General features: G+C 63.6%; 21 protein-coding genes, 4 pseudogenes and 1 riboswitch. Of the genes and pseudogenes, 18 read left to right on the top strand and 7 right to left on the bottom strand.

All coding sequences use genetic code 11. The features are described 5' to 3' along the window. Positions 1-74: 74 nt before the first annotated feature. The gene (locus OKW35_RS40625; protein WP_429554993.1) at positions 75-821 is read left to right on the top strand and encodes a response regulator; all 747 of its coding nucleotides are present in this window, start codon (positions 75-77) and stop codon (positions 819-821) included. A 224-nt stretch (positions 822-1,045) separates the two neighbouring features. Here the strand turns inward: OKW35_RS40625 and OKW35_RS40620 are convergent, their stop codons facing one another. Together OKW35_RS40620 and OKW35_RS40615 are read right to left on the bottom strand one after the other, a co-directional pair. Then, on the bottom strand, positions 1,046-2,005 hold the full coding sequence (locus tag OKW35_RS40620; RefSeq protein WP_429555136.1) for a response regulator: 960 nt from the start codon (positions 2,003-2,005) through the stop codon (positions 1,046-1,048). A gap of 10 nt (positions 2,006-2,015) precedes the next feature. Beyond that, positions 2,016-5,444, bottom strand: coding sequence for a hybrid sensor histidine kinase/response regulator (locus OKW35_RS40615; RefSeq protein WP_429554992.1), 3,429 nt, complete (start codon positions 5,442-5,444; stop codon positions 2,016-2,018). Positions 5,445-5,625: 181 nt separating this feature from the next. On the opposite strand from OKW35_RS40615, the gene urtA reads away from it, so the two are divergent. From urtA to OKW35_RS40555, 12 genes and pseudogenes are all read left to right on the top strand, one after another. After that, positions 5,626-6,900, top strand: coding sequence for an urea ABC transporter substrate-binding protein (gene urtA / locus OKW35_RS40610; RefSeq protein ID WP_429554991.1), 1,275 nt, complete (start codon positions 5,626-5,628; stop codon positions 6,898-6,900). Positions 6,901-6,955: 55 nt separating this feature from the next. Further along, entirely contained in the window at positions 6,956-7,873 is a 918-nt protein-coding gene (gene urtB / locus OKW35_RS40605; RefSeq protein WP_090804070.1) for an urea ABC transporter permease subunit UrtB, read from the top strand. 53 nt (positions 7,874-7,926) lie between these two features. Beyond that, positions 7,927-9,093 (top strand): urea ABC transporter permease subunit UrtC, encoded by a 1,167-nt coding sequence (gene urtC, locus OKW35_RS40600; protein WP_184039859.1) that lies wholly within the window; start codon positions 7,927-7,929, stop codon positions 9,091-9,093. Positions 9,094-9,096: 3 nt separating this feature from the next. After that, positions 9,097-9,840, top strand: a complete 744-nt coding sequence (gene urtD, locus OKW35_RS40595; RefSeq protein WP_429491743.1) for an urea ABC transporter ATP-binding protein UrtD — start codon at positions 9,097-9,099, stop codon at positions 9,838-9,840. A 20-nt stretch (positions 9,841-9,860) separates the two neighbouring features. Then, positions 9,861-10,550, top strand: a complete 690-nt coding sequence (gene urtE, locus OKW35_RS40590; protein WP_187610422.1) for an urea ABC transporter ATP-binding subunit UrtE — start codon at positions 9,861-9,863, stop codon at positions 10,548-10,550. 52 nt (positions 10,551-10,602) lie between these two features. After that, complete coding sequence (fmdA, locus tag OKW35_RS40585; RefSeq protein WP_429554990.1) at positions 10,603-11,841, top strand: formamidase; 1,239 nt, start codon at positions 10,603-10,605, stop codon at positions 11,839-11,841. A 25-nt stretch (positions 11,842-11,866) separates the two neighbouring features. Further along, on the top strand, positions 11,867-12,202 hold the full coding sequence (locus tag OKW35_RS40580; RefSeq protein ID WP_090804077.1) for an FmdB family zinc ribbon protein: 336 nt from the start codon (positions 11,867-11,869) through the stop codon (positions 12,200-12,202). 75 nt (positions 12,203-12,277) lie between these two features. Next, entirely contained in the window at positions 12,278-13,303 is a 1,026-nt protein-coding gene (locus tag OKW35_RS40575; RefSeq protein ID WP_429554989.1) for an aliphatic amidase, read from the top strand. 52 nt (positions 13,304-13,355) lie between these two features. Beyond that, positions 13,356-13,494: pseudogene (locus tag OKW35_RS40570) on the top strand (IS6 family transposase); the annotation flags it as partial. A 44-nt stretch (positions 13,495-13,538) separates the two neighbouring features. After that, positions 13,539-13,686, top strand: a pseudogene (locus tag OKW35_RS40565) (IS6 family transposase); the annotation flags it as partial. Between the two features lie 293 nt (positions 13,687-13,979). After that, positions 13,980-15,347, top strand: coding sequence for an acyltransferase family protein (locus OKW35_RS40560; protein ID WP_429554988.1), 1,368 nt, complete (start codon positions 13,980-13,982; stop codon positions 15,345-15,347). A 23-nt stretch (positions 15,348-15,370) separates the two neighbouring features. Then, a pseudogene (locus OKW35_RS40555) lies at positions 15,371-15,544 on the top strand (ubiquinone-dependent pyruvate dehydrogenase); the annotation flags it as partial. Positions 15,545-15,614: 70 nt separating this feature from the next. On the opposite strand, the gene crcB reads toward OKW35_RS40555, so the two are convergent. Next, entirely contained in the window at positions 15,615-15,995 is a 381-nt protein-coding gene (crcB, locus tag OKW35_RS40550; RefSeq protein WP_429554987.1) for a fluoride efflux transporter CrcB, read from the bottom strand. 72 nt (positions 15,996-16,067) lie between these two features. After that, positions 16,068-16,129: riboswitch (Fluoride riboswitch) on the bottom strand. 77 nt (positions 16,130-16,206) lie between these two features. After that, on the bottom strand, positions 16,207-17,394 hold the full coding sequence (locus tag OKW35_RS40545) for an ammonium transporter (RefSeq protein WP_184066730.1): 1,188 nt from the start codon (positions 17,392-17,394) through the stop codon (positions 16,207-16,209). 432 nt (positions 17,395-17,826) lie between these two features. On the opposite strand from OKW35_RS40545, the gene OKW35_RS40540 reads away from it, so the two are divergent. Continuing rightward, on the top strand, positions 17,827-19,584 hold the full coding sequence (locus OKW35_RS40540) for a sensor histidine kinase (RefSeq protein ID WP_429554986.1): 1,758 nt from the start codon (positions 17,827-17,829) through the stop codon (positions 19,582-19,584). Between the two features lie 42 nt (positions 19,585-19,626). Here the strand turns inward: OKW35_RS40540 and OKW35_RS40535 are convergent, their stop codons facing one another. Then, a complete protein-coding gene (locus OKW35_RS40535) occupies positions 19,627-19,947 on the bottom strand; it encodes a hypothetical protein (protein WP_429554985.1) in 321 nt (106 codons plus the stop codon). Between the two features lie 173 nt (positions 19,948-20,120). Further along, positions 20,121-20,303: pseudogene (locus OKW35_RS40530) on the bottom strand (SDR family NAD(P)-dependent oxidoreductase); the annotation flags it as partial. 213 nt (positions 20,304-20,516) lie between these two features. Between OKW35_RS40530 and OKW35_RS40525 the strand changes: the two are divergent. From OKW35_RS40525 to OKW35_RS40510, 4 genes are all read left to right on the top strand, one after another. Continuing rightward, entirely contained in the window at positions 20,517-20,981 is a 465-nt protein-coding gene (locus OKW35_RS40525) for a hypothetical protein (RefSeq protein ID WP_429555135.1), read from the top strand. A gap of 90 nt (positions 20,982-21,071) precedes the next feature. Next, positions 21,072-21,527, top strand: a complete 456-nt coding sequence (locus OKW35_RS40520) for an Rrf2 family transcriptional regulator (RefSeq protein ID WP_429357021.1) — start codon at positions 21,072-21,074, stop codon at positions 21,525-21,527. A 180-nt stretch (positions 21,528-21,707) separates the two neighbouring features. After that, positions 21,708-22,355 carry an NAD(P)-dependent oxidoreductase gene (locus tag OKW35_RS40515; RefSeq protein ID WP_184066739.1) on the top strand — a complete coding sequence of 216 codons (648 nt, stop codon included), beginning with the start codon at positions 21,708-21,710 and terminating at the stop codon, positions 22,353-22,355. A 118-nt stretch (positions 22,356-22,473) separates the two neighbouring features. Then, complete coding sequence (locus tag OKW35_RS40510) at positions 22,474-25,278, top strand: mechanosensitive ion channel family protein (RefSeq protein ID WP_429554984.1); 2,805 nt, start codon at positions 22,474-22,476, stop codon at positions 25,276-25,278. A gap of 31 nt (positions 25,279-25,309) precedes the next feature. Here the strand turns inward: OKW35_RS40510 and OKW35_RS40505 are convergent, their stop codons facing one another. Beyond that, positions 25,310-25,978 (bottom strand): cysteine dioxygenase, encoded by a 669-nt coding sequence (locus tag OKW35_RS40505; RefSeq protein WP_429554983.1) that lies wholly within the window; start codon positions 25,976-25,978, stop codon positions 25,310-25,312. Positions 25,979-26,079: the final 101 nt, after the last annotated feature.

Raw genomic sequence — 26,079 nt, 5'->3', positions numbered from 1 at the left:
CCAAGCGGTTCGCCGCGTAGCATCGGAAACAGGAACTAAAAGACAGGCGTTATTAGAGGTGTCTGCTTAATCATATGTCAGATGATCAGCCAACCGGTCGCATCATCGTGCTTGACGATGATGTTGAAATCCGCAATATGCTGCAACGCTTTCTGACGGCACAAGGTTTCTCGGTGCGCGCGGTGAAGACAGGCATTGAGTTGGACGTCTTGATCGAGCGCTACCCGTTCGACCTGTTGATTCTCGATATCATGATGCCAGGCGAAGACGGCCTGTCCATCTGCCGTCGGTTGCGTGCTCGGAGAGAGACAATCCCCATCCTCATGCTAACAGCGCGTGGCGATCCCGCGGACAAGGTCGTAGGTTTGGAGATCGGCGCCGACGACTATCTCGCGAAACCGTTTCTGCCGAGCGAGCTGATAGCGCGGGTTCGGGCGATGTTACGTCGGCAGCAGTTTCAGGTGCGCCTGCAAAACGTGCGGGGCGAGATGCTGCTCGCAGGCGAGTCGCAATGCTTGCGGTTCGGCGCCTTCAGGCTGGACGTTCGGCGTAGAGAATTGATGTCGGACGAAGCGGGCATCGTCGAACTCGGCGCAGCTGAAATGCGTCTCCTGTGTGCGCTTGCGGAGACGCCAAACCGTCCTGTAAGCCGCGCAAATCTGATAGAGCGCGCGCGCGGGTCGCAATATGAGGCGAGCGCCCGCAGCGTTGACGTGCAAGTTCTTCGCTTACGACAGGTGATTGAGACAGAGGCAAGCTCGCCCCGACATATCCGCACGGTGTGGGGCCTCGGCTACATGCTCGTTGCAACCTCAAACTAAAGCGTCACCTGTTGGACGCTCGACAGTGACATTCAAGCCGCTTCCTCTGCTTTCCGTGTACACCGCGCGCAACGCCGTGGCTACAGCGTTCATCGGGGTCTCTTGCGCTGCAACTCCCGCAACTCGTGTGGCTCCCGACAAAGCGTCGAGCGTGCCGCGGCTGCTCGGGTAAAACAACGAGGCAGGGCAGTTTCCGTCATCGCTTGCGCGACCGTTCAGCTATTTCAGGCCCTGTCCAGCGCCTTGATCGCAAGCGCAGCGCCAGCCGCGCGCGTCTCGACGTGCAGCTTACGGAACAGATGTTCGAGGTGCTTGTTCACCGTGCGCGGCGCCATGCCGAGAATGTCGCCGATATCGCGATTCGTCTTGCCGCGAGAGACCCAGAGCAGCACTTCGGCCTCGCGCGCCGTCAAATTGAAGCGCGCCGCGAGTGCGCTGCTGTGCACAGTGTCATCGGTCTCCTTGAGGGTGAGGATCCACTCTCCAGGATCGGGAGCGGAGGTTGCGCTCGCAGAACGCCGCACGTGTCCCGCGGTGAATTCGAGGACGGCGCCGGCCGGACTCCCGCGCCCGAGCCAGTCCACAAACCAGTCGCGCAACAGCGGCGGCAACATGGGGTGCGCAACCGCTTGCACGAGGTCATCGGCGTGGCTGGCCCGGTAGGCAGAAATTTGCCGTGCCGCTTGCGGACTCTGCCAGCGGATCGCGCCATCGGCGCCGACGATCAGCGCCGCCCGCGCATCGAGCGACAGTGCCGCGTGCGCATAGAGTTGCGCACGTGAGCGCTGCACGTGTGCGCCAATGCGCGCGCAAACCTCCTCGGGACGCACGGGTTTCGTCACATAGTCGATGCCGCCGACGCGAAACGCGCGTACCACATGCTCGCTTTCCGTTAATGCCGTCATGAAGATCACGGGCAGATGTTCGTGGCGAACGTCCTGCTTCAGGTGCCTGCAGGTCTCGAAGCCATCCATGCCAGGCATCATCGCGTCGAGCAACACGACGTCGGGCGTCACGCGTGCGAGGCGCTTGAGCGCATCTTCGCCCGAAAGCGCGACCAGCACCGCGTAACCATGTGCCTGAAGCGTATCGGAGAGAAATGCGAGGTTGTCCGGCGTGTCGTCGACAATCAACACGACGGGACGCTCGCGCAGCCACTCGGGCGACGCATCGGTGGAGTTCATCGCGCGCGCGTCAGACGTCCGCGGCGCGAGACAGTCGGTCGAGTTCATGCTCAAGCTCCCTTAGCTGAAAGCGTTCCGCCAAAGCGCGCAACACGTCGATCTGCTCCTGTAGCGCGGGCCAGGTCGCGCGCGCCGAGTCGAGTTGTTCGATCACGCCTTGCAGGTAGCCGACTTCGAGGTGTGCGCGCAGCCGCTCGAGCACCGCTTTCGGCCACGCGAGGTCCAGTGACGCGTGCCTGACGGGCGGCGTGGCTTGCGCGGACGCGGACGGCTCGGATGCGATCCAGTCGAGCACGAGTAACTGCGCGAGCTTGTCGAGCAACAAATTGATCTGGAGCGGCTTCACGAGATATCCGGCGCATCCGGTCGCGCTCGCGCGTTCCCGATCGTCGGCAAATGCATTAGCCGAAAGCAGCACGATCGGGGCGTTCGACAGCTGGTTTTCGCGGATCAGCCGGCTGGCTTCGTAGCCGTCCATCAGCGGCATTGAGATGTCCATGATGATCACGTCGACGCTGTGTGTCGCCAGCCAGCGCAACGCGTCGGGGCCGCTTTCCGCCTCGGCGACGTCGAAGCCGAGCGGCGTCAGCAGTTGCACGACGATGCCGCGCTGATCCGCGAGATCGTCGACGACGAGAATCGCGCGCTTCGGCCCGGTATAGCCGCGGATCGCCGCGAGTTCAGTGCGCGCGTCGGCTGCGCTGTTCACTGCTGGCGCGAACAGTCGCACGATGAAGCGCGTGCCGCGCCCGACCTCGCTGTCCACTTCCAGACTGCCACCGAGTGCCTGCGTGAGAAGCCGGCAGATCGTGAGCCCCAGTCCCGCGCCGTGATCGTGCGCATGCGCCGCTTCGCCTCGCTCGAACGGCAGGAACAGGCGCTCCATCTCGGCCGGAGGAATTCCGGGGCCGGTGTCGACTACTTCGAACTTCAACGTGTCGAGCACGTGGCTCACGCGCAGCGTCACTGTACCCGTGGACGTGAAGCGAATCGCGTTGCCGATCAGGTTGGTCAAAATCTGACCCATGCATTTCTGGTCGGTACGCACGGTGGCGGGCAGGCGGCCTACGGTCTGCACGTCGAAAGCGAGCGCTTTCTCGAGCGCCTGCGGGCGCAGCATTGAGGTGACGTGCGCGACGAAATCCACCAGTGACACGCGTGCGATGTTCAGTTCCAGCTTGCCCGCCTCGATACGCGCGACGTCGAGCAGCCCATCGACGAGCGCAAGCAGATGTTCGCCGCTGCGGTGAATCGTTCGCACGGCGCTGTAGCGCGTCGGCGAAAACTCCTCTTTCGCCTGCAAAAGCAACTGTGCATAGCCGAGAATGCTGTTCAGCGGTGTGCGCAACTCGTGGCTCAAACCGGACACGTAGCGGCTTTTCGCCTGATTCGCCGATTCGGCGGCGGCCGTCGCGCGCTTGAGCGCGGCGTCGGTTTTCTGGTGCGCGTCGATTTCCTGCATCAGCAATTCGTTTTGCCGTTGCGATTCTTCCTGCGTGACGCGACGGCTTTCGCGCTCCAGCACGAACCACCACGCCGCTATGCAGCCGACGAGAGAAAGCGCGAAGAATATCTTCAGAAAACTGTGGCCGATCGCGCTGTCGATCGACGATCCGTCGACGGCGAGCGAGGTCACACTCTGCGACCAGGTCAGATAGAGCACGCTCGCGAGCACCGCGAGTATCGCGCACATGAGGCTGGCATAGTGCATGAGACGCAGCGCGGCTGGGCCGAGCCGCACGCGGGGAAACACGCGATGTAGCGCGCGATCGGCTTGCGACGCGAAGCGTGCGTGCGGCTTGCAGCGATCGTGGCAGCGCGAATCGAGCGAACAGCACAGCGAGCAGATCGTGCCGCCGTAGGCAGGGCAGAAGGCTGTGTCTTCCGGTTCGAACGCGTTCTCGCAGATCGCGCAGCGAAGCGAAGTGGCGTTGCCCGTGGGTTGGGCGGCGCGCGCGATGTAGTAGCGTCCGCGCGTGACGATCGCGAGCACCGGAGCACAGGCGACCGCCACGCCGAACGCGATGAACGACGACATGGCTTGTGCCAGCAAGCCGAACATGCCGCTCTGCGCGAGCATCGCGGCGGCGGCGGCGATCAGCATCGCGCCTACGCCGACGGGATTCACGTCGTACAGGTGTGCGCGTTTGAATTCGATATGACGCGGGCTAAGCCCAAGCGGCTTGTTGATGACGAGATCGGCGAACAGTGCGCCGATCCATGCGATCGCGATGTTTGCGTAGAGCGACAGCACCCTGGCGATCGCCTCGAATACACCCATTTCCACGAGCAGCAGCGCGATCATCACATTGAACACGAGCCACACCACCCGCCCCGGATGGCTATGCGTCAGACGGGCAAAAAAATTCGACCACGCGAGCGAGCCCGCGTACGCATTCGTCACGTTGATCTTCAACTGCGAAACGATCACGAACAGCGTCATCGCGGGCAGCGCCCAACTCGCGAGCCCAAACGGATCGAGCAGCAAGTGATAGGCGACGAGGTACATCTGGGTGGGCTGCGTGGCCTCCGCCGGACTGACTTCGTACTGGATCGCGACGAAGGCGAGGAATGCGCCGCCGAGCATCTTGAGCGCGCCGGGCACGATCCAGCCTGGTCCCGCCGACAGCAGCGCGAGCCACCAGCGCGTGTGGTTCTTTGCAGTCAGCGGCGGCAGGAAGCGCAAGTAATCCACCTGCTCGCCGACCTGCACGATCAATGCAAACACCACGGTCGAGGCCTGCCCGAATGCGATCACGCTGAACGCGCGGCCTTGCGCAGCGAAGCCGGCAAAGGTCGTCCATTCGTGCACCAGACCCGGATGGTGCCACAGCACAGCCGCATAGGGCAGCGCGAACAGTACCAGCCACAGCGGCTGAGTCCAGCTTTGCAGCCGATTGATCAGCGTGATGCCGAACATCACGATCGGAATCACGACGAGCGAGCTCAGTACATAGGCGATCGCCAGCGAGATATGAAAATAGAGTTGCAACGCGAGCGACATGATGGCCGCTTCGAGCGCGAAGAAAATAAACGTGAAGACGGCATAGAGCAGCGACGTGAGCGTCGAGCCGATATAGCCGAAGCCCGCGCCGCGCGTAAGCAGATCCATGTCGACGCCATGGCGCGCGGCGTAAAAGCTGATCGGCAGACTGGTGAGCCAGATGAGCACCGATACGACCGCGATCGCCCAGACCGCGTTCGTAAAGCCATAGTTGACGACGAGACTGCCGCCGATCGCTTCGAGCACCAGAAAAGACACGGCGCCGATTGCCGTGTTGGCGACGCGCAGTTCCGACCAGCGTCGAAACGAACGCGGCGTGAAGCGCAATGCGTAATCCTCAAGCGTTTCGTCGCCGACCCACGCATTGTAGTCGCGCCGCACCTTGACGATGCGTTGGGTACTGGGCGTGCCCACTGACGGGTGACTCTGGGGCATGGAGATGAGCTGGATTGGTGCGGAAACGATCGGATCGGTGTCTGATGCAAATTACATTCCAGTGCGACTGCGGGGAATACGTCAATCGACGTATTCCGGTTGCCAATTTGGCTTTCTACATTGCGTCCAACCTCGAACCAGCTCTCGCAAGAAGCGCAGGGCGACCGATAAGGAGAATGTGATGTCCGCAGACGATCGAATCGATGATGATGCTCGCATACCGTCGCCGTTGCGCCGGAAACTGATCGGCGGCCTCGCCGCCGCGCCGTTGATGGCGCTGGGGCTGCCACGTACTTCGTTTGCTCAAACGCCGCCCACCGCCAAGGTGAACACCACCGGGCTCGCGGTGACCGATACCACGGTGACAGTCGGCCAGTTGCATTCGGCGACCGGCACGATGGCGATCTCCGAAACCGGTTCGATCCAGGCCGAACGCCTCGCGATCGAGCAGATCAACGCAATGGGCGGCGTGCTCGGCCGCAAGATCCAGATCATTCAGGAAGATGGCGCCTCCGACTGGCCGACCTTCGCGGAGAAGTCGAAGAAGCTGCTCGAGAACGACCACGTCGCGGCCGTGTTCGGCTGCTGGACCTCGGCCTCGCGCAAGGCAGTGCTGCCGGTGTTCGAGAAGGACAACGGGCTGCTCTATTACCCGACCTTCTACGAAGGCCTCGAACAATCGAAGAACGTGTTCTACACGGGCCAGGAAGCGACCCAGCAGATTCTCTGGGCGCTCGACTGGGCATCGAACACGAAGAAGGCCAAGACGTTTTTCCTGATTGGTTCCGACTATATCTGGCCGCGTACGTCGAACAAGATCGCGCGCCGCCATATCGAGCAGCATCTGCACGCGAAGGTCGTCGGCGAGGAGTATTACCCGCTCGGCACGACCGAGTTTGCGTCGCTGATGAACAAGATCAAGCTCGCGCGGCCGGACTGCATTTTCGCGAGCGTGGTGGGCGGCTCGAACGTTGCGTTCTACAAGCAGCTCAAGGCGGCCGGTATCACTCCGCAGAAGCAGTTCCTGCTGACGCTGTCGGTAACCGAGGACGAAGTGCTCGGCATCGGCGGCGACAACTTCGCGGGCTTCTATTCGTCGATGAAATACTTCGAGGCACTCGATAACGAGAACAACAAGAAGTTCGTCGCTGCGTTCAAGGCGCGCTACGGCCAGAAGTCCGTGATCGGCGACGTGACCCAGGCCGCGTATCTCGGCCCATGGATCTGGAAGGCCGCCTGCGAACGCGCGGGCAGCTTCGACGTGGACAAGGTGGTGGCGTCGTCGGCGGGCATCGACGTGGCCAATGCGCCGCAGGGCTATGCGAAGGTCGATGCGAATCACCACCTGTGGAGCCGCTCGCTGATCGGCCAGGGCCAGGCAGACGGCCAATTCAAGGTCGTCGCGCAGTCCGACCAGCCGATCCAGCCGAATCCGTTCCCGAAGGGCTACATGTAATCCGTCAACCGCAGCTGCGCGGCGACGCAACGCGCCGCCGCGCGAGGAGCGCTCGATGTCCGCCACCGACATTTTCAACATCACGCTGATGCAGGGCTTCGCCGGTCTGAGCCTGTTCAGCGTTCTGCTCCTGATGGGGCTTGGACTCGCCGTGATCTTCGGCCAGATGGGCGTGATCAACATGGCGCACGGTGAATTCATGACGATCGGCGCTTATACCGTCTACATGTTTTCGTGGTTCTCGCAGAACGTCTGGCACGCGTTCACGCCGGTGTACTTTTTCTTCGCGATCGTCGCGGCGTTCGGCCTCGCGTTCGCGGCGGGCTGGCTCGCCGAATGGGCATTGATCCGCCATCTATACCGCCGTCCGCTCGACACGCTGCTCGCTACCTGGGGTCTGAGTCTCGGCATGCAGCAAGTGTTTCGCTCGACGTTCGGGCCGAAGGAAGTGAGTCCTGCGCTGCCCGACTGGCTGATGGGCTCCTGGGAGCCAGCGCCAGGCCTGGATATTCCAGTCAGTGGCATGTTCGTGATGGGACTCGCGCTGGTCATGACAGGCGGACTGCTGCTCGCGCTCTACCGCTCGCGCTGGGGCCTGCGCGTGCGTGCCACGGTTGCCAACCGGCCCATGGCCAACGCTGCCGGCATCAACACGCGGCGCACTGACCGGATGACCTTCGCGATCGGCTGCGGTATTGCGGGGGTGGCGGGCGCGGCGTTCACGGCGATCGGCTCGACCGGACCCACCAGCGGTTCTCTTTATATCGTCGATTCGTTTCTTGTCGTCACCTTTGGCGGCGCGGCGAGCCTGCTCGGCACCGTGGCCTCGGCGTTCGGCATCGCGCAGATGCAGTCGATCAGCGAGTTTTTCCTGTCGGGTTCGATTGCACGTGTTCTTACGCTGCTGACGGTCGTCGTGATCCTGATGCTGCGTCCGCAGGGACTCTTTGCGTCGAAGGTGCGGCGCGTGTGAGTGCGGGGCGCCGTGCACGGCTCATTCACTGATTAATTCGTATGGAGATGGACATGGAACCCATCCAAGCCGTGGCGGGGAGCGTTTCCCCGCGATCCGGTCCCAGCGCGCCGGGAGGCTGGCGCGCGCTCGCGATGCGGCTCGACGCGTCGGGTTACGTGGGCATCGCGATACTCGCGGTGCTGATCGTTGTCGTGTTTCCGCTTGTGCTGGATACGTTTCGCCTGAACCTGATGGGCAAGTACCTCACCTACGCTTTCGTGGCGATTGGCCTCGTGATCGCGTGGGGCTACGGCGGCGTGCTCAGCCTCGGACAAGGCGTGTTCTTCGGCCTCGGCGGTTACGCGATGGCGATGTTCCTCAAGCTCGAGGCGTCCGACCCGGCCGCCACCCACACGCAGACCACGCCCGGCATTCCCGACTTCATGGACTGGAATCAGCTCACCGCGCTGCCGACGTGGTGGAGGCCGTTTCATTCTCTACCGTTCTCGATCCTCGCCGTGCTCGTGGTGCCTACGGCTCTCGCGTTCGTCGTCGGTTATGCGATGTTCAAGCGACGGGTGGGCGGCGTGTACTTCGCGATCATCACGCAGGCGGTCGCCTTGATTCTTTCGGTGCTGATCATCGGCCAGCAAGGATATACGGGTGGCGTGAACGGGATCACCGATCTGCGCACGCTGCTCGGCTGGGACATCCGCACCGACCACGCGAAGCTGGTTCTTTATTTCGTCAATGCGGTGCTGCTGATCGGCGCGCTGCTCGCCTGTCGCTGGGTCCAGCGCAGCAAGCTCGGGACGCTGCTGCTCGCGATGCGCGACAAGGAGGACCGCGTGCGCTTCTCCGGTTACGACGTCGCGATGTTCAAGGTGTTCGCGTTCTGCCTCGCGGCGCTGCTCGCGGCTGTCGGTGGCGCAATGTTCACGCTGCAGGTGGGTTTCATGTCACCGTCGTTCGTCGGCATCGTGCCGTCGATCGAGATGGTGATCTATGCCGCAGTCGGCGGGCGCATGTCACTGGTGGGCGCGGTGTATGGCGCGATTCTCGTCAACCTCGGCAAAAGCTGGTTCTCGGAGAGCCTGCCTAATCTCTGGCTCTATCTGATGGCGGCGATGTTCATCGGCGTGGTGATGGCCTTTCCGAACGGGCTCGCGGGTCTCTACGAAGAGCATGCCCGGCCGCGTATCCGCCGGTGGCTCGGCGCAGCGAACAAGGAGATCTGACGCATGAGCAACACTGACTTTCTGCTTGCGATCGAAGATCTGAGCGTGTCGTTCGACGGTTTCAAGGCGATCGATTCGTTGAACCTCTATCTCGAGCGCGGCGAATTGCGCGTCGTGATCGGCCCGAACGGTGCGGGCAAAACGACGCTGCTCGACCTGATTTGCGGCAAGACCAGGGAAACCGCCGGCAGCATCAAGTTTCGCAACGAGGAAATCACGAATCTCGCCGAGTTCCGGCGGGTGCGCAAGGGCATCGGCCGCAAGTTCCAGACGCCGTCGATCTACGAAAACCTGAGCGTCGCGCAAAACCTCGAAGTGTCGTTTCCGCGCGGACGCAGCGTGTTCGGCGCGCTCGCCTATCGCGAGGATGCCGAAGTGGCCGACCGGGTGCGTGCGGTAGCCGATGAGATCGGTCTTGCCGCTTCGCTCGATCTCGAAGCCGGGCTGCTGTCGCACGGCCAGAAGCAGTGGCTGGAAATCGGCATGTTACTGATGCAGGACCCCGAACTCCTGATGCTGGACGAACCGATTGCAGGCATGAGCGCGCGCGAACGGGAAGTCACAGCGGAACTGCTCGATCACATTTGCCGCAATCGCTCGATGATCGTGATCGAGCACGACATGGCCTTCGTCGAGCGGATCGCGCACAAGGTCACGGTCATGCATCAAGGCAAGATCCTCGCGGAAGGGCCGATGGCGCAGGTGCAAGCCGATCCTCGCGTGATCGATGTCTATCTCGGCCACTGAATTTACACGGAGAACACATCATGCTGGAAGTCGACGATCTCGTGGTCAGCTACGGCCAGAGCGAGGTGCTGCACGGCATCGGATTTTCCGTGGCGAACGGCGAAAGCGTCGCGGTGATGGGCCGCAACGGCATGGGCAAGACGACGCTTTTCAAGGCGCTCATAGGCATGCTGCCCGCCAATCGCGGCACGGTGCGGGTGGGCGGCGCCGACGTGTCCAAAGACGAGAGCTACCGGCGCGTGGCGAAAGGCATCGGCTACGTGCCGCAAGGCCGGCAGATCTTCGCGTCGCTGAGCGTCGAGGAGAACATCCAGACGGGCCTCGAAAAGGCGCGCAGCCAGCTCGTGCCCGACGATCTCTACGCGCTCTTTCCCGTGCTGTTCGACATGCGACGGCGCAAGGGCGGCAACCTCTCGGGCGGCCAGCAACAGCAGCTCGCGATTGCGCGCGCGCTCGCGACCGATCCGAAGGTGTTGCTGCTCGACGAGCCTACCGAGGGCATTCAGCCGTCCGTCATCAAGGACATCGCGAAGGCGCTCAATCAGATTCGCACGACCCGCAACATCGCCATCGTGGTGTCCGAGCAGGTGTTGAGCTTCGCGCTCGACGTCGCCGACCGGCTCTTCGTGATCGAAGGCGGCCGCTTCGTACATCAAAGCACCCGCGATGCAGGCGACACCGACCGCATCCGCGAATACCTCTCGGTATGAGTGCGGCGCACCGAACCGCATTTACTGACCCTCGAACCACGGAGCGAACGCAATGCCCGAAACTCTCATCAAGGTGGATCTGAACCAGCCGGCCTACGAAAACACGCAGGTGCACAACCGCTGGCACCCGGATATTCCGATGGCTTGCTGGGTCAAGCCCGGCGACGACTTCATCCTCGAAACCTACGACTGGACCGGCGGCTTCATCAAGAACGATGACAGCGCCGACGACGTGCGCGACATCGATCTGTCGATCGTCCATTTTCTGTCCGGCCCGGTCGGCGTGCATGGCGCGGAACCCGGCGATCTGCTGGTCGTGGACCTGCTCGACATCGGTGCGAAGTCCGAGAGCCAGTGGGGCTTCAACGGATTTTTCTCGAAGTCCAATGGCGGCGGTTTTCTCACCGACCATTTTCCTGCCGCGCAGAAGTCGATCTGGGATTTTCACGGCGTCTACACGAACTCGCGCCACATTCCAGGCGTGAATTTCGCGGGTCTGATTCACCCCGGCCTGATCGGATGCCTGCCTGATCCGAAACTGCTGGAAACCTGGAACGCACGCGAAACCGGCCTGATCGCGACCGCGCCGGAGCGCGTGCCGCCGCTGGCGAATCCGCCGTTCGCCGCGACCGCGCATATGGGGCAACTCACGGGCGACGCGCGTGACAAGGCGGCGGCGCAAGGGGCGCGCACCGTGCCGCCGCGTGAGCACGGCGGTAATTGCGACATCAAGGATCTGTCGCGCGGCTCGAAGGTGTTCTTCCCCGTCTACGTGGATGGCGCAGGACTTTCCGTCGGCGATCTGCACTTCAGCCAGGGCGACGGCGAGATCTCGTTTTGCGGCGCGATCGAAATGGCGGGCTGGGTACACATGCGCGTGAATCTGATCAAGGGTGGCATGGCGAAATACGGAATTCGCAATCCGGTATTCCAGCCGAGTCCTATCACGCCGAATTACAACGACTACCTCATTTTCGAAGGCATTTCGGTCGACGAGCAGGGCGCTCAGCATTATCTCGACGTGACGGTCGCGTATCGGCAGGCTTGTCTGAACGCGATCGAGTATCTGAAGAAGTTCGGCTATTCGGGCGCGCAGGCGTATTCGTTGCTCGGTTGTGCGCCGGTGCAGGGGCACATCAGCGGCGTGGTCGATATTCCCAATGCATGCGCGACCTTGTGGCTGCCGACACAGATTTTCGACTTCGACATTCGCCCGAATGCCGATGGGCCCATCCAGCACATCAAGGGCGGTGTGGATTTGCCATGCTCGCCGGATCTGGCGAACGTCTGAGCCAACGCTACGAGGAGAGCTTGTCATGCCGATCTACGACTTCGAATGCGTGAGTTGCGGTCCCTTTTCCGTCATGCGGCGCATGGCGGACCGCGAAAAGCCTTGCCGCTGTCCCGAGTGCGGAGGGGAGAGTGGCCGGGTGATCAGCGCGCCGTCGTTAGCCTTGATGGCGAATACACGGCGCTCCGCGCACGCAACGAACGAGCGCGCGCAGCACGCGCCGCGCCAGTCCGGTGACGGGGCGCCGTTGCGTCATCGGGCGGGATGCAGTTGCTGCTCGGGTGGCAGCGCGAAGCTCGCGGGATCGGCTTCGGACGGACTCAAACGGCCGGCAGGACGACCATGGATGATCAGCCACTAGTAGTGAGCGTGTGCTGAAGCGGAGCGGGCGGCCCGAAGTCCGCCTGCGATCTAAGGGACTTAAGGAGGATATGTCATGCGACATGGCGATATTTCGAGCAGCAACGATTGCGTGGGCGTCGCGGTGGTCAACTACAAGATGCCGCGTCTGCATACGAAGGCGGAGGTGCTCGACAATGCGCGCCGCATCGCCGGCATGGTGGTCGGCATGAAGCAGGGATTACCTGGCATGGATCTCGTCGTGTTTCCCGAGTATTCGACGCACGGCATCATGTACGACCGGCAGGAGATGTTCGATACGGCGTCGACGGTGCCGGGCGAGGAGACGGAAATATTTGCGGCGGCGTGCCGCCAGGCCAACGTCTGGGGGGTGTTCTCGATCACGGGAGAGCGTCACGAAGAACATCCGCGTAAGGTGCCGTACAACACGCTTGTGCTGATCGACAATCGCGGCGAGATCGTGCAGAAGTATCGCAAGATCATGCCTTGGACGCCGATCGAAGGCTGGTATCCGGGCGATCGTACCTACGTGACGGATGGGCCGAAGGGTTTAAAGATCAGCCTGATCATCTGCGATGACGGCAACTATCCCGAGATCTGGCGCGACTGCGCGATGAACGGCGCGGAATTGATCGTGCGCTGCCAGGGCTACATGTATCCGGCCAAGGAGCAGCAGGTGATGGTGGCTAAGGCAATGGCGTGGATGAATAACACTTACGTCGCCGTGGCGAATGCCACGGGCTGGGACGGCGTGTATTCGTACTTTGGTCACTCGGCGATCGTGGGTTTCGACGGGCGCACGCTCGGCGAGTGCGGCGAGGAGGAGATGGGCGTGCAGTACGCGGAGCTCTCGGTGAGCATGATCCGCGACGCGCGGCGCACGATGCAGTCGCAGAACCATCTATACAAACTTCTGCACCGCGGGTACACGGGCACGATCAATTCGGGCGACGGCGCGAACGGCGTGGCGGCCTGTCCGTTTGGGTTCTATCGCGACTGGATCGAAGACCCCGACGGCACGCGCCGCCGCGTCGAAGCACTCACGCGCCCGACGCCAGGGACGCCGGAGTGTCCGATTGAAGGGATTCCGAACGGGGCGTGAGGATTGGTTCGCCGGGCGTTGTCACGTTCGCGCGCTGGTCAGCTAGTCAGTCATCAGCCACGCGGTTCGGAGGTATTTCCGCTTTCAACTCAGCCTTCGCGACATCGAGGAGCTACTGTTCGAGCGCGGCGTGGTTGTCAGCCATGAATCGATCCGGCGGTGGACGGACAAGTTCGGCGCCAGTTTTGCGCATCAGGTCAGGACTGCCCGTCGCAAGCCGGGCAGCACATGGCCCGCGAAAACAGAGATCCCTGAGCTGGCGAATGTGAAGCACGTGTTCGTCAAGGCCTGCGCGCGCGAACAACCGCGCTGAAAACAGCCATCAACCCACGCGTGAACGCGAGCGCCGGATGCGAGGGTTTCGCTTGCCCGAACGCACGCAGTCATCTGCTGAGCGCCTCGCTCTATCGCAAACAGCTCGCCGCGCGATTTGAAGCGTGGCGTCTCTTCACCGGCATTGCCCAAGCTCCGTCCACCGTGTTCTGAGACACGCCTATTGGTGGCGTTTTTTTACATCGCAGCTCTGCGCATTTATTTTGTCACTGTTTTCTCATTAACGGGATGGCGGGCGGAGAGACGCGCACGCTGGTTTCCGGCGATCTTCGCACACAGTGGTTTTTTTGCAGCTGCAATTGGTGCGGAAGCGCACATACCGGTTGCCGCGCCTCCATGAATCATGCTCCGCATATCGAGTCGCGTAAATGCTTTCAATTTAAAAATTAAAGAAGATAAAAATGAAAGGAAACGCAATGAAGCGATATTTCCACGTAAGAAAAAGGAAAACAAAATGAAGGCGATGCTCCCGGGGCTGGACATCCTGCGGTTCCTGCTGGCCTGCTATCTGGTCGTCTTCCACACGCTCGTCATTTACCCCGAGGCGAGGGCGATGCCAATGGCCGACTTCTTCAAATTCGGCGGCTGCGCGACGAGTATCTTCTTTATTCTGTCAGGATTCATTCTATCGCACGTTTCGGTGGAAAAGAAAACTGGCGAAGCGATGAAGGTTTCGGCATCGAAGTTTTTTATCAACCGCTTTAGCAATATTTATCCCATTCACATCGTTACGTTAGCGCTGAGCATTGCATTAATGGCTGTGAATTCCCATCCCTTCGACACCGAACTGAGCAACCTCGATTCAGCAACGCCGATTGTGCACACCATGAGCGGTGTGGAAGTGGCGGTCAATGCGGTTTTACAGATCCTGTTATTGCAGGCCTGGAATCCCTTTTATCTGTCATTCAACATTCCGTCGTGGTCGTTGTCGACGCTGTTTTTTTTCTATTTATCGTTTCCGGCGCTCGCGCCACGCCTGCTGTCGATGCGCTGGAAGTCCACGATGCTGATGGCGATGTGGGGCGCCAGCCTGTTGCCGGCCGTGATCGTCGTTGCAGGCGGCTGGTATCAGGTGTGGCCGATCGGTGTGTTGCATACCAATCCGCTGGTGCGGCTTCCGGAGTTTCTGGCGGGCATTCTCGCTTACGGGATATTCGAGGCGAACGTCGAAAGCATTACCGGCATGATCGCGAGTTGCCGGTGGATCATATTCGCTGCTACAGGGGCACTTTTCATCGGCGCCACTTTTCTGTTTACGGCGGGAATGCGTTCGTGGGAAGTACTTCTTCACAACGGCGCACTCTTGCCCGCGCAAGTCGCAGTGATTTTTGTTTGCGCGAGCGCACTGCAAAACGCGTCGCCGCGCGTGGCCGCCTGGACGAGACGGCTCGGCAACGCTTCGTTGTCGATCTTCGCGCTGCAATACCCGCTATTTATCGGCTTTCTCAAAGTGCAGAAGCTGCTTGGCATTCCGTATTCGCTGTTGTCATGCGTGCATCGACCGCATGTTTGCCGGGAGGCGGCAAGCCAGGTGCCCGTGCATTTTTCCGCCTATCCGGTCTATCTGGTCCTGGTGCTGGTGGCGTCGGTGCTGTTTCAGGAGCGGGTCGTGTTGCCGCTCAGGACCAGGCTGCGTCGCGTGCTGAAGAGTCGCTGGGACGCAGCGCGGCCCGCGCCGCTGCCAGCGACGTCGGTGCCGAAGACACAGTGAGACGCGCTGCCGGCCAGGTGCAGGCGTTTGCGCATCCCGGTCCCGCACTCGTCGATGTGATCACATCGAAGCATGAGCTTGCCATGCCTCCGAAGGTGGAACGTGCCCATGCGAAGGGATTCAGCCTTTATATGCTGCGTGCGATATTGAACGGACGCGGCGACGAGATCGTCGAGCTGGCTCGCACCGAGCTCAGATGCAAACGGGCGCTAGCCCGATTGCCGACGGCTCGGGCCCGCGTCCGTGATCCTCGTCAACGTGTTCGACTCAGCGCGCCAGCAACGAAACCGTCGCGATGCCGAGAATCGTCATGATCAGCGAAGTGCTCAGGTGAATCGCCACTTCGCCCGCCGCCCAGCCGAACCGGCCGTCCTGCAGACGCTGCACGACCTCCACGGAGAACGTCGAGAACGTCGACAGCCCGCCCATCAGACCGGTGATGACGAACAGCCGCCATTCCGGCGTGAGCTGGGGCACTCGCGCGAAGCCCGCGACCGCCACGCCGATGAGGTAGCCGGCGATCACGTTGGCGGCGAGCGTGCCGAGCGGCAGGTCGCTAAAGAGCGGGTTAAGTCGAATGCCGAGGAACCAGCGAAACAGCGAGCCGAGTGCGCCGCCAATCGCGACAGCGAGAAAAGACCAATACATGGAAGAGGATCGAAACCGGAATGTCGACAGACCGGTTGATGCGGGCGAGTTGATGCCGCGTCCGCATAACCGGGCGTAGCAGGCATCATCAGCCCCAAGGGCGGTTAATGGAGAATGCCATCTCCAGCCGCGAAGTCTAACATCGGCGCGCGCATTTGGGGACAGGCGCGTGAGTCGCGCCTCTCCTGTTTCCCGCGAGCGCCGCCTTCGTTCACTCCGGCGTTGCCGAAATCTTGTGAATCGACAGATCGGCGCCGTTGTATTCCTCTTCCTGGTCGAGGCGCAGACCGACCGTCATGCGGATCACGCCGTACACGACCGTGCCGCCGAGCCCCGAAACGACGATTCCGCCGAGCGTGCCGATGACCTGCGAGGCGAACGACACACCACCCAGCCCGCCGAGCGAATGGATGCCGAAGATCCCGGCCGCGATGCCGCCCCATGCGCCGCACAGCCCGTGCAGCGGCCACACGCCGAGCACGTCGTCGATGCGCCAGCGGTTCTGCACGCAGGTGAACATGTAGACGAACAGCACGCCAGCGATACCGCCCGTGACCAGCGCGCCGAGCGGATGCATGATGTCCGAGCCCGCGCACACCGCGACGAGCCCGGCGAGCGGGCCGTTGTACGTGAAGCCCGGGTCGTTGCGGCCCGCGAACCACGCGCTCAGCGTGCCGCCGACCATCGCCATCAGCGAATTGACCGCGACGAGGCCGCTGATCTTGTCGAGCGTCTGCGAGCTCATCACGTTGAAGCCGAACCAGCCGACCGTCAGCACCCATGCGCCGAGCGCGAGAAACGGAATGTTCGACGGCGGATGCGCGGCGATGCCGCCGTCGCGGTGATAGCGACCGTGGCGCGCGCCGAGCAGCAGCACGGCCGGCAGCGCGACCCAGCCGCCGAACGCGTGCACCACCACCGAGCCCGCGAAGTCATGGAACGGCGCGCCGAAAGCCTGCGTGAGCCAGTCCTGGATGCCGAAGCGGCCATTCCACGCGATGCCTTCGAAGAACGGATAGATGAAACCGACCAGCACGAACGTCGCGAACAGCTGCGGATTGAACTTGGAGCGCTCGGCGATGCCACCCGACACGATCGCGGGGATCGCGGCGGCGAACGTCAGCAGGAAGAAAAAGCGCACGAGCGCATAGCCGTTGTGCTGGGCGAGCGTCGCCGCGCTGTCGAAAAACTGCACGCCGTATGCGATCGTGTAGCCGATGAAGAAGTACGCGATCGTCGAGACCGCGAAGTCCACCAGAATTTTGACCAGCGCATTCACCTGATTCTTCTTGCGCACGGTGCCAAGCTCCAGGAAGGCGAATCCCGCGTGCATCGCCAGCACCATGGCAGCGCCCATCAAAAGAAACTCGGTATCGGCGCCGTATTTCAGACTTTCCATCGATATGTCCCGCTTATGCCAAAAAAGTGCGCTATGTCAGCAAGAAGCGGGCCAAAGCTGTGCTGGTCGCGTCGACACGGTGCAATCGGGCACCGGGATGGGCATCCGGTGGGTTTTGAGCCATGCGCCGCCCGAGCGCGTCATGCACCTGAACAGAGAGGAATGGCACAAGAAAAGTGCATAAATCGACGCCCTTGCGCAGATTGACCCAGAGGAGGGCGAAATATTCGATGTAAATTACATTTTGATTCGAAATCCTGACGCAGCAAGATGCTGGTCGGGCGCGTCGATGCCCATTTCTGGCGCACTGTGCGCGAACGGCAGAAGCTACCGTCGACTCGTTCGTGCCCCTCTTTCTTTTCCCGCGCAAACGCCGACATAATGTGCCGACTCCGTGCACGATCCGCCGGCCAACCCCTCCCATGGGCACGCATGAGACTGACCACTAAAGGCCTGCTTCTGATCGCGATCCCGGCCGTTTTCGAACTCGCGCTGCTCACCGGTGTCGTGAAGGCCCAGACCGATGCGACGATGGCCGAGCGCTGGACGATGCATAGCGAGGAGGTGTTGCGCCAGAGCACGGAGATTCTCGATCCGGTGCTGGCCGAATCGGTCGCGCTGCGGGGCGCGGTGCTCGCCAACGACGCGCATTTCACCACCCCGATCGCGGTATGGATGGACGTCGACCGGCGCATCGACGAGCTCGCCGAACTCGTCGCGGACGATCCGGCGCAGGTTAAGCGCGTGGCCGAGGTGCGCCAGGCGGTGCAGACGTACCGCCAGTGGTCCGACCGGATCCAGGACATGCTGCACGCCGGGCGGCGCGGCGAGATTCTCGCGCGCTTCCACGATCTCGCCCAGGCCGACGTGCTCGATCATTTCCGTGTGGAGGTGAGCGCGTTCCAGGCCGAGGAGCGCCGTCTCGACAGCTCGCGCTCGAATGCCGTCGCCGCCGTGCGCGAACGGGAACAGACGCTGATCGTCGCGGCCGCGTTGGGCTCGCTGCTGTTCGTCGCGCTCGCCGTCTGGATGTTCACGCGCGGCGTGCGCGGCCGGCTCGCGCTACTGTCCGACAACGCGGGCCGGCTCGCCGGCAACGAGCGGCTCGCGCCGCTCGGCGCCGGTAGCGATGAAATCGCGCGGCTCGATCTGACCTTGCACGAGACGAGCCGCCGACTGCTCGAAGCCGAGCGCATCGAAGCTCGCTTTCACGCGGACCTCGAGCGGCGCGCCGCCGAGCTCGCGCGCAGCAACGAGACGCTGCGCCAGCAGACCCAGGAAAACGAAATGTTCATCTACAGCGTGTCGCACGACCTGCGCGCGCCGCTCGTGAACCTGCAGGGATTTTCCAGGGAGCTGATTCGCGCAAGCGACGAGTTGCGCGACGCGGTGCGCGGTTCGTCGCTCGCGATCAGGACGCGCGAGCGGATCGAGCGCCTCGTCGACGAGGACATCGGCGAGGCGCTGCATTATCTGCAGACCGCGGTGCTGCGCGCGTCGCACATCATCGACGCGCTGCTGCGGCTGTCGCGGGTCGGGCGGGTCGAGTACCGGCGCCAGAATGTCGATGTGCGCGACATCGTGCAACGTGTCGTCGATGCGATGCAGGGCTCGATCCGTGCGCGGCGCGCGTGCGTGACGGTCGGCGAACTGCCCGCGGTATGGGGCGATCCGACCGCGCTCGAACAGATCTTCGCAAACCTGATTGGCAACGCGGTCAACTATCTGGACCCGGCGCGCGAGGGCAGCGTCGAAATCGGCACGACGCCTGCGCCGCCGGGCGTGCATTCGCTGCGGATCTTCTACGTGCGCGACAACGGCCTCGGTATCCCGGCGATCGCGCTGCCGCGCCTGTTCACCGCGTTCCAGCGGCTGCACGGCAATGCCGCGGCCGGCGAGGGCATCGGCCTCGCGCTCGTGCGGCGGATGGTCGAGCGACATGGCGGCCGCGTGTGGGCGGAATCGAAGGAGGGGGTAGGCACGACGTTCTATCTGTCGCTGCCAGAGGCGGGTGCCGCGGGCGCGAAACCGGCCGCGGCTGGCGCGGCTGCGCTCGCCGCGGCGGGTCCGGCTCCGGCGGCGCGCGATGCGCGTCAGAGTGTGCCGGGCGCTGCGGGACCAGGCTTGGGCGCAGGCAGCGGGTCGTCCGCACGTTCGGTCCACGCGGTGCGAGGAATCAGCACGCGGTAGGGGGCGCTCGATCGTGCGGCGCGGATGGCGCTCGCCCGCGCATCAACCGGCGAAAATCCGCGGCTTCAGCAGTCTTCTGCCGCGCACCGACCAGGAGCAACCGCATGCCAGCAGCACGGCGATGCCGGCGAACGTTTCGGCCGGTGTTGGCCGAATGCCGGCAAGACCCTCGACGGCAAACAGGCCGTGCGTGACACCGAGCAGCGCCGCCCACAGTGCACACGCAGCCTGCATCAGCAAACGGGTCCCTTTCATATGCCGAGCGCGGGTGTCGTGCGACCAGGTGGGCAGCCGGCGCGCGCAGAAAAAAACGATCGCCATCAGCATGATGACGAGGGTGACGATCCAGTCGATCAGTTTCATCGAAACAGCACTCCCCAAAAGCAGCCGCGACACTATAGGGAGGTGTTTCGCCTGCAACTGTCGGAAGATTCTGAATTGTGGGGCGCTGTTGAGCGATGTTGAGGCGAGCGCCGCTGCAAGTCGACGCTCGTTGCTGCACGTGGTCTCGGGACTCGGTGGGCGATCCGCGTGCCGACTGTCGCGTGAATGCCCAGCGGTCTCAACTCGGCATGCAACGCTTCCGTGATGCCTTCGACGGCGAACTTCGTCGACGAATACACGCCAAAGCCCGCCGCGGCACGATAGCCGCCAATCGATGAAACATTGATCACGTGGCCCGAGCGGTTCGCGCGCATGGTCGGCAATACAGCGCGCGTCGGCTTCGCAATACTGCCGCGGCAACAGGCGCGCGCCGAAGACGATCGTTGAGGGAAGGATCGCCTTTGAATCGCGCGGACGTCAGCTCCATCAGGTTCGACAGAACCGCGACCAACTCGCCGGGGCGATCCGAAGCGGCCGCGCGGCGCAACGGCGGTATCATGGGCACGTCTTCGCATGTGCGAGCCGCCCGACGCGGCTCCTTCCAGATCATGATTTCATCTCTTTCCTCATCGTTATTACGCCGCGCGGCGGTCGTGGCCCTCGTGTTCGGCGCGCTGGCCGCGTGTCAGAAGAACGACGCGTCGGCCGGCCAGGTCGCGGGCAAGCTGAACGACGCCGCGCAGCTTGCCGGTCAGAAGCTCGATCAGGCCGCGAGCTACGTCGGCCAACAGGTCGACGCGACCAAGGACGCCGCGCAACAGAACCTCGACTCGGCCTCCGCGCCGTCGCTCAAGATCGACCCGGCCGCGCTCGCGTCGAGCGCGCAGGCCAACCTGCAGAACGCGGCGAGCGCGGCCAACGCGCAGCTCGGCAAGGCCGCGTCGATCACGGGCCAGGGCCTCGAAACGGCGGGGCGCAAGCTGCAGGCGTGGTCGGCGCAGAATACGGGCGCGTCGGCTTCGTCGACTGCATCGACCGATTCCGCCGACGCGCAGAAGCAGATGGATAAATGACTCGCGCCGTTCGATCCGGTTTCGCCGTTTGACATTAGCGTTATATGTAATTACGATGGTTACACATTGTCGTTTCGGGACGGATCTGCCGTGAACACGAGTAGCCGGTTTGCCTTTGCCGTGCATGTGCTCGCGCTGTTGTCGCTACAGGGCGGCGTGCCGTTGTCGTCGGAGATGATCGCGGGCAGCGTGAACACCAATCCCGCGCTCATTCGCCGGCTTCTGAGCATGCTCTCCGACGCCGGCCTCACCACCTCGCAGATGGGCGCCGGTGGCGGCGCGTTGCTTGCGCGGCGGCCGGAACGGATCACGTTGCTCGAGGTCTATCGCGCGGTGGAAGACGCGCAGTTGTTCGCGTTGCATCGCGAGGAGCCAAATCCAGCGTGCATGGTGGGGCGCAATATCCAGAGCGTGTTGAGCGGGATCATCGACGAAGCGCAGCAGGCAATGGAAGCGACGCTGGCCGCGCGCACGCTCGCCGACGCGACCGCCGACGTGGTCCGCTCGGAGAAGCAGCGCGAGCGCGAGCGCAAGCGCCGTGCTTGAGCGTGTCTTCGCGCACAAGACGCGTCGGCGGTGAACGATAGAAGCGCAGTGTCGTAGGGCGCGGCTCGAACTATTCCGGCACGCGTGCCAAACAAAGGAACGGGGTGAGCGCCCCGCTTTTTTTCTCGTTATATGTAACTATAAAAGTTACATATAAGACAACCTGAGGAGTACGCTGATATGAGCAAGCAACTGAAGATCGCCCTGTTTGGCGCGACTGGCATGATCGGTTCGCGGATTGCCGCGGAAGCCGCGCGTCGCGGGCATCAGGTGACGGCGCTGGTGCGCGATCCGGCGCGCGTGCCGGCCGGCGTCGCGAATCTGCATGCGGCGCAGGCCGATCTGCTCGACGCCGCGAGCGTCGGCGCGGCGGTGCGCGGTCAGGACGTGGTCGCAAGCGCGTATGCGCCGCCGCAGGGCGATCTCGCCACCCTGACGCAAGCGACACGCGCGCTGGTCGAGGGGGTGCGCGCGGCGGGGCTGAAGCGCGTCGTCGTGGTAGGCGGCGCGGGCTCGCTCGAAGTCGCAGCGGGCAAACAACTGGTCGATACCGACGGCTTTCCGGACGCGTACAAGGGTATTGCACTCGCGCACCGCGACGCCTTCGAGTACTACCGCGGCGTGACCGATCTCGACTGGACGTTCTTCGCGCCGGCCGCGCTGATCGCGCCGGGCGAGCGCACCGGCAAGTTCCGCACGGGCGCGAACACGCTGATTGCGGACGCGGACGGCAACAGCCGCATTTCGGCCGAAGACTACGCGATCGCGTTCGTCGACGAACTGGAGCAGGGCCGCTTCATCCGCCAGATCGCGACGGTCGCGTACTGACGAGCGGCGGTTCGAATTCGCCGGCCGCGCAAGCGTACTAACATTCGGTTACGCATGTTCGGCCGCGCCGGGCGAAACTGCGGCTACACTGGCGTCTGCCGTTTTCTCACGGATTGCCATGCAGTCATGCCCGTCGCAGCGTGAGTCCGAGGCTGCGCCGTCTGGCGGCGGCCAGCAGCCGGCGATTCTCAGCGCCCCCCATCTCTCCTCCGCTCACACCGCTTACGACACTGCCAGCGGCGACGCCCGCCCGCGCGCGAGCACAGATGCCGTCGGTTGGTTTGCCGCGCTGCTGTGCGCCGCGCTGATTCTGTGCCTCGGCGCGCTGCCGCGCATGGCGCAAGCCGCGGGCCCCGCGGTCGGCGGCGGCACGCCGGTGATCCCGGCATTGCAGAGCCTGATCAACAGCGCGACGGTGAACGCGACGCCGGCGTCCGCGGCATCGGGGGCGTCGGCGCCCGAGGCGGCGTCGGCGCCGTCGCCCGCGAGCCAGGCGGAGCTGGCGCGCTCGCTCGACAGCGTGATCGCCACGCTCGACAACGACCGCCAGCGCAGCGCGCTCGTTGCCCAACTGAAAAAGCTGCGCGACGTGTCGCAAAGCGCCGCGCAAACCGTCGGGCCACCTGCGCCCGCGTCCGCGCAACCTAGCCCGGGCCTGCTCGGCGCGATCGCCTCGGGCATCGCGTCGTTCGAATCTGACGTGCATCAGGGCCGCACGCCGGTGCGCTACTGGAGCGGGCGCGTGACCGCGGCCGGCAACGAGCTGTACACGATCGTCTCGGGCCAGGGACACGAGGGTGTCGGCACGATCCTGTTGGCGATGCTGGGGATGCTGGCCGGCTGGGGCGCCTGTGCCGGCGCGCTGATCTATCTGCAGCAACGGCTGCACCGGCGCTTCGGTGTCGAGCTGGTGCTGCGGCCCAATCCCACCACGCGCGAGCTGCTGATCTTCGCGTTGCGCCGCGTCGGTCCGTGGATCATCGCGTTCATCGCGGCGCTGCTGTTCATGCGCGCGATGCCCGATTCGCTCGGCCGCACGCTGGGCATGGTGGTCGCGTATGCGATCGTCGCGGGCGCGGTGTTTTCCGCGATCTGTCTGATCATGTTTTCGCTGTTCGGCTCGGGCCACCGCCGCGTCGCGGTGCGTCTGCTGATCGATCACGCGCGCCGCGTGCTGTTCGTGATCGGCGTGTGCGGCGCGCTCGGCGACGCAGCCGTCAATTACGACGTCGAGCATCAGCTCGGCACCAACCTCGCCGCGCTGATTTCGACCGCGGCCAACATGACGGCCGCCGTGCTGACCGGCTATTTCGCGCTCGCGTTTCGCCGGCCGGTCGCGCATCTGATCCGCAACCGGCCGTACGAACAGCGCAACGACCACAAGGCCGCGACCGAAGCGTTCGAGGTGCTCGCCGCGCTGTGGCACGTGCCGGTGCTGGTGCTCGCGGCCGCGTCGGTGGTCGCGACGCTCGGCGGCTCCGGCTCGAGCGAAAACGTGCTGCAGATCTCGATCGTCACCGCGCTGCTGCTGGTGCTGGCGTTCTTCCTGTCGGCGATCGTGCTGCGCATGACGCGGCCGCGCAGTGCCCGCGCGCGGCGCCGCTCGCCGTATCTGACGCGGCTGCTGCGCTTTTGCGGCACCTTGCTGACATTGTTCATCTGGCTGTTTTTCTTCGAATCCGCGGCGCGTCTGTGGGGCGTGTCGCTGGCCGCGGTGATCGAGAGGAACGTGGCGGCGCGCGGCGTCGCGCATGCGATGACGGCGATCGTCGCCACCGTGTTCATCGCGTGGCTGCTGTGGATTCTGGTCGACACCGCGATCACCGAGACGCTCAATCCGGGCAGCCCGCGCAACAAGGCGCGCAGCCCGAGCATGCGCGCCCGCACGATGTTGCCGCTGGTGCGCAACGTGTTGCTCGTCACGATCATGACGATCGGTGGGATCGTCACCGCCGCGAACCTCGGCATCAACGTGACGCCGCTGCTCGCGGGCGCGGGCGTGATCGGTCTGGCGATCGGTTTCGGCGCGCAGTCGCTGGTGACCGACCTGATCACCGGGCTCTTCATCATCATCGAGGACACGATCTCGGTCGGCGACTGGATCGACGTCGATGGCGGGCATGCGGGCACGGTCGAGCATCTGTCGATCCGCACCGTGCGGCTGCGCGACGGGCAGGGCGCGATCCACGCGATTCCGTTCTCGCAGATCAAGATCGTGAAGAACCTGTCGCGCGATTTCGCGTACGCGGTGTTCGAGGTGCGCATGTCGTTCTCGACCGATGTCGACGAGATCACGCAGTTGATTCGCGAAGTCGGCGCGGAGCTGATGGCCGACTTCCGCTACCGGCGCGAGATGCTCGGGCCGATCGAGGTGTGGGGCCTCGACCGCTTCGATCCGAACTGGATGGTCGTCAAAGGGCAGATCAAGACGCGGCCGCTGCAGCAATGGAGCGTCGCGCGCGCGTTCAATTTGCGGCTCAAGCGCAAGATGGACGAGGCCGGCATCGAGATTCCGGTCGCGCAGATGCGGCTGTACACATCGTCGAAAGATAGCGAGGGCGAGCCGCTGCGCGACGATGAGATGACCGGGTTCGTCGCGCCTGTGAATGCCGGTGCCGATGACAGCCGGCATGCGCATGGCGAGGCGCAGCAGCGGGCGCGGGACGGCGAGCGCGGCAAAACCCATCAAAGGGCGCATGAACCCACTCGCGAAAGAGACCGCGAAGGGCCGCACGAGTATCCGCGCGAAGCTGAGTATGAGGTGGGCGTCGTTGGCCCGTCGGCGCGCGCGTCGACACAGGTGCCGCTTGCGCCCGCCCGTGACGTGTCGCACGAACCGCGTCCGGCGCCGCCGACGACCGGACAGACCGCGCCGATTCCGCCGCAGATTCCGACGGCGGGTGATGTGGGTGGGAAGAATTGAGGCGGGGGTGTGTTTGGGGGCCGTGCAACCGTCAAACCATCTCCGCCGCGTCGGCCATGCGCACGATGTCGTTCACGTGCGAGCCGATCCGCGCGCCTTCGACGCCATAGATATGCAGCGACACCGCCGGCGCATCACTGCTGTTGCCAAGCCGATGAATCGCAGCACGGCCGCCGCGCACGAACGACACTGCGCCGCGTTTGCGCGTCTGAGCGCGCAGCGCGCTCGCGCATTGATGCGCGTCGTCCCATTCGAAGACCGTTTCGCTCAGCTTGCCCTCGACCACCGCGTAACCGCACCAGGTGTGATGCGCGTGCACGGGGCTCGCCTGGCCGGGCTGCCAGACCAGCGCGGCAATCGCATAGCGGCCTTGCGGATCGGCGATGAGCAGATGGCGCCGATAGGTGTCGGCGGAACCTTCGCGTTGCATCGGTGCGAGCAGCGCCGGGTCCGCGGCCGCCTCGGCGAGCGCGAGCCGCATGGTGCGCGCGAAGAACGTCGAATGCGACGGTTCCGGAAATTTCGCGCAGGCTCCGAACATCGCGTCGAGCGTGTCGCACAGGCGCTCGAGCGGTGTGCGCCCGATCTCGCCCAGCGTTTGTGTCGGTAACGCGGCCGTTTCAAGTCGGGCCGGGTCCGGCAGCGACTTCAGGTAGTCGGGAAGGTGCTCGAAAGCGGTGGCGCGAAGGTCGTCGCTCATGGTTTTATTGCAGCGCGGGCGCTGCTGTTCGGCAATTTTCGGTATCGATATTTATACCGGTTTGCCCGGAGAAAGAGTTTCCATATAATTCCCTCGACCGT

This window comes from Paraburkholderia sp. MM5477-R1 (assembly GCF_050436385.1).
In the GTDB taxonomy this organism is placed as follows: Bacteria; Pseudomonadota; Gammaproteobacteria; order Burkholderiales; family Burkholderiaceae; genus Paraburkholderia; species Paraburkholderia tuberum.
Note: the sequence above shows the minus strand (reverse complement) of the source record. Positions and strands in the feature narration are given on the sequence as shown.

What these genes read in the sequence shown, in the direction of transcription:
- OKW35_RS40625 (WP_429554993.1), top strand. Translation starts at nt 75, where the DNA reads ATGTCAGATGATCAGCCAACCGGTCGCATCATCGTGCTTGACGATGAT.
- OKW35_RS40620 (WP_429555136.1), bottom strand. Translation starts at nt 2,005, where the DNA reads ATGAACTCCACCGATGCGTCGCCCGAGTGGCTGCGCGAGCGTCCCGTC.
- OKW35_RS40615 (WP_429554992.1), bottom strand. Translation starts at nt 5,444, where the DNA reads ATGCCCCAGAGTCACCCGTCAGTGGGCACGCCCAGTACCCAACGCATC.
- urtA (WP_429554991.1), top strand. Translation starts at nt 5,626, where the DNA reads ATGTCCGCAGACGATCGAATCGATGATGATGCTCGCATACCGTCGCCG.
- urtB (WP_090804070.1), top strand. Translation starts at nt 6,956, where the DNA reads ATGTCCGCCACCGACATTTTCAACATCACGCTGATGCAGGGCTTCGCC.
- urtC (WP_184039859.1), top strand. Translation starts at nt 7,927, where the DNA reads ATGGAACCCATCCAAGCCGTGGCGGGGAGCGTTTCCCCGCGATCCGGT.
- urtD (WP_429491743.1), top strand. Translation starts at nt 9,097, where the DNA reads ATGAGCAACACTGACTTTCTGCTTGCGATCGAAGATCTGAGCGTGTCG.
- urtE (WP_187610422.1), top strand. Translation starts at nt 9,861, where the DNA reads ATGCTGGAAGTCGACGATCTCGTGGTCAGCTACGGCCAGAGCGAGGTG.
- fmdA (WP_429554990.1), top strand. Translation starts at nt 10,603, where the DNA reads ATGCCCGAAACTCTCATCAAGGTGGATCTGAACCAGCCGGCCTACGAA.
- OKW35_RS40580 (WP_090804077.1), top strand. Translation starts at nt 11,867, where the DNA reads ATGCCGATCTACGACTTCGAATGCGTGAGTTGCGGTCCCTTTTCCGTC.
- OKW35_RS40575 (WP_429554989.1), top strand. Translation starts at nt 12,278, where the DNA reads ATGCGACATGGCGATATTTCGAGCAGCAACGATTGCGTGGGCGTCGCG.
- OKW35_RS40560 (WP_429554988.1), top strand. Translation starts at nt 13,980, where the DNA reads ATGCTCCGCATATCGAGTCGCGTAAATGCTTTCAATTTAAAAATTAAA.
- crcB (WP_429554987.1), bottom strand. Translation starts at nt 15,995, where the DNA reads ATGTATTGGTCTTTTCTCGCTGTCGCGATTGGCGGCGCACTCGGCTCG.
- OKW35_RS40545 (WP_184066730.1), bottom strand. Translation starts at nt 17,394, where the DNA reads ATGGAAAGTCTGAAATACGGCGCCGATACCGAGTTTCTTTTGATGGGC.
- OKW35_RS40540 (WP_429554986.1), top strand. Translation starts at nt 17,827, where the DNA reads ATGAGACTGACCACTAAAGGCCTGCTTCTGATCGCGATCCCGGCCGTT.
- OKW35_RS40535 (WP_429554985.1), bottom strand. Translation starts at nt 19,947, where the DNA reads ATGAAACTGATCGACTGGATCGTCACCCTCGTCATCATGCTGATGGCG.
- OKW35_RS40525 (WP_429555135.1), top strand. Translation starts at nt 20,517, where the DNA reads ATGATTTCATCTCTTTCCTCATCGTTATTACGCCGCGCGGCGGTCGTG.
- OKW35_RS40515 (WP_184066739.1), top strand. Translation starts at nt 21,708, where the DNA reads ATGAGCAAGCAACTGAAGATCGCCCTGTTTGGCGCGACTGGCATGATC.
- OKW35_RS40510 (WP_429554984.1), top strand. Translation starts at nt 22,474, where the DNA reads ATGCAGTCATGCCCGTCGCAGCGTGAGTCCGAGGCTGCGCCGTCTGGC.
- OKW35_RS40505 (WP_429554983.1), bottom strand. Translation starts at nt 25,978, where the DNA reads ATGAGCGACGACCTTCGCGCCACCGCTTTCGAGCACCTTCCCGACTAC.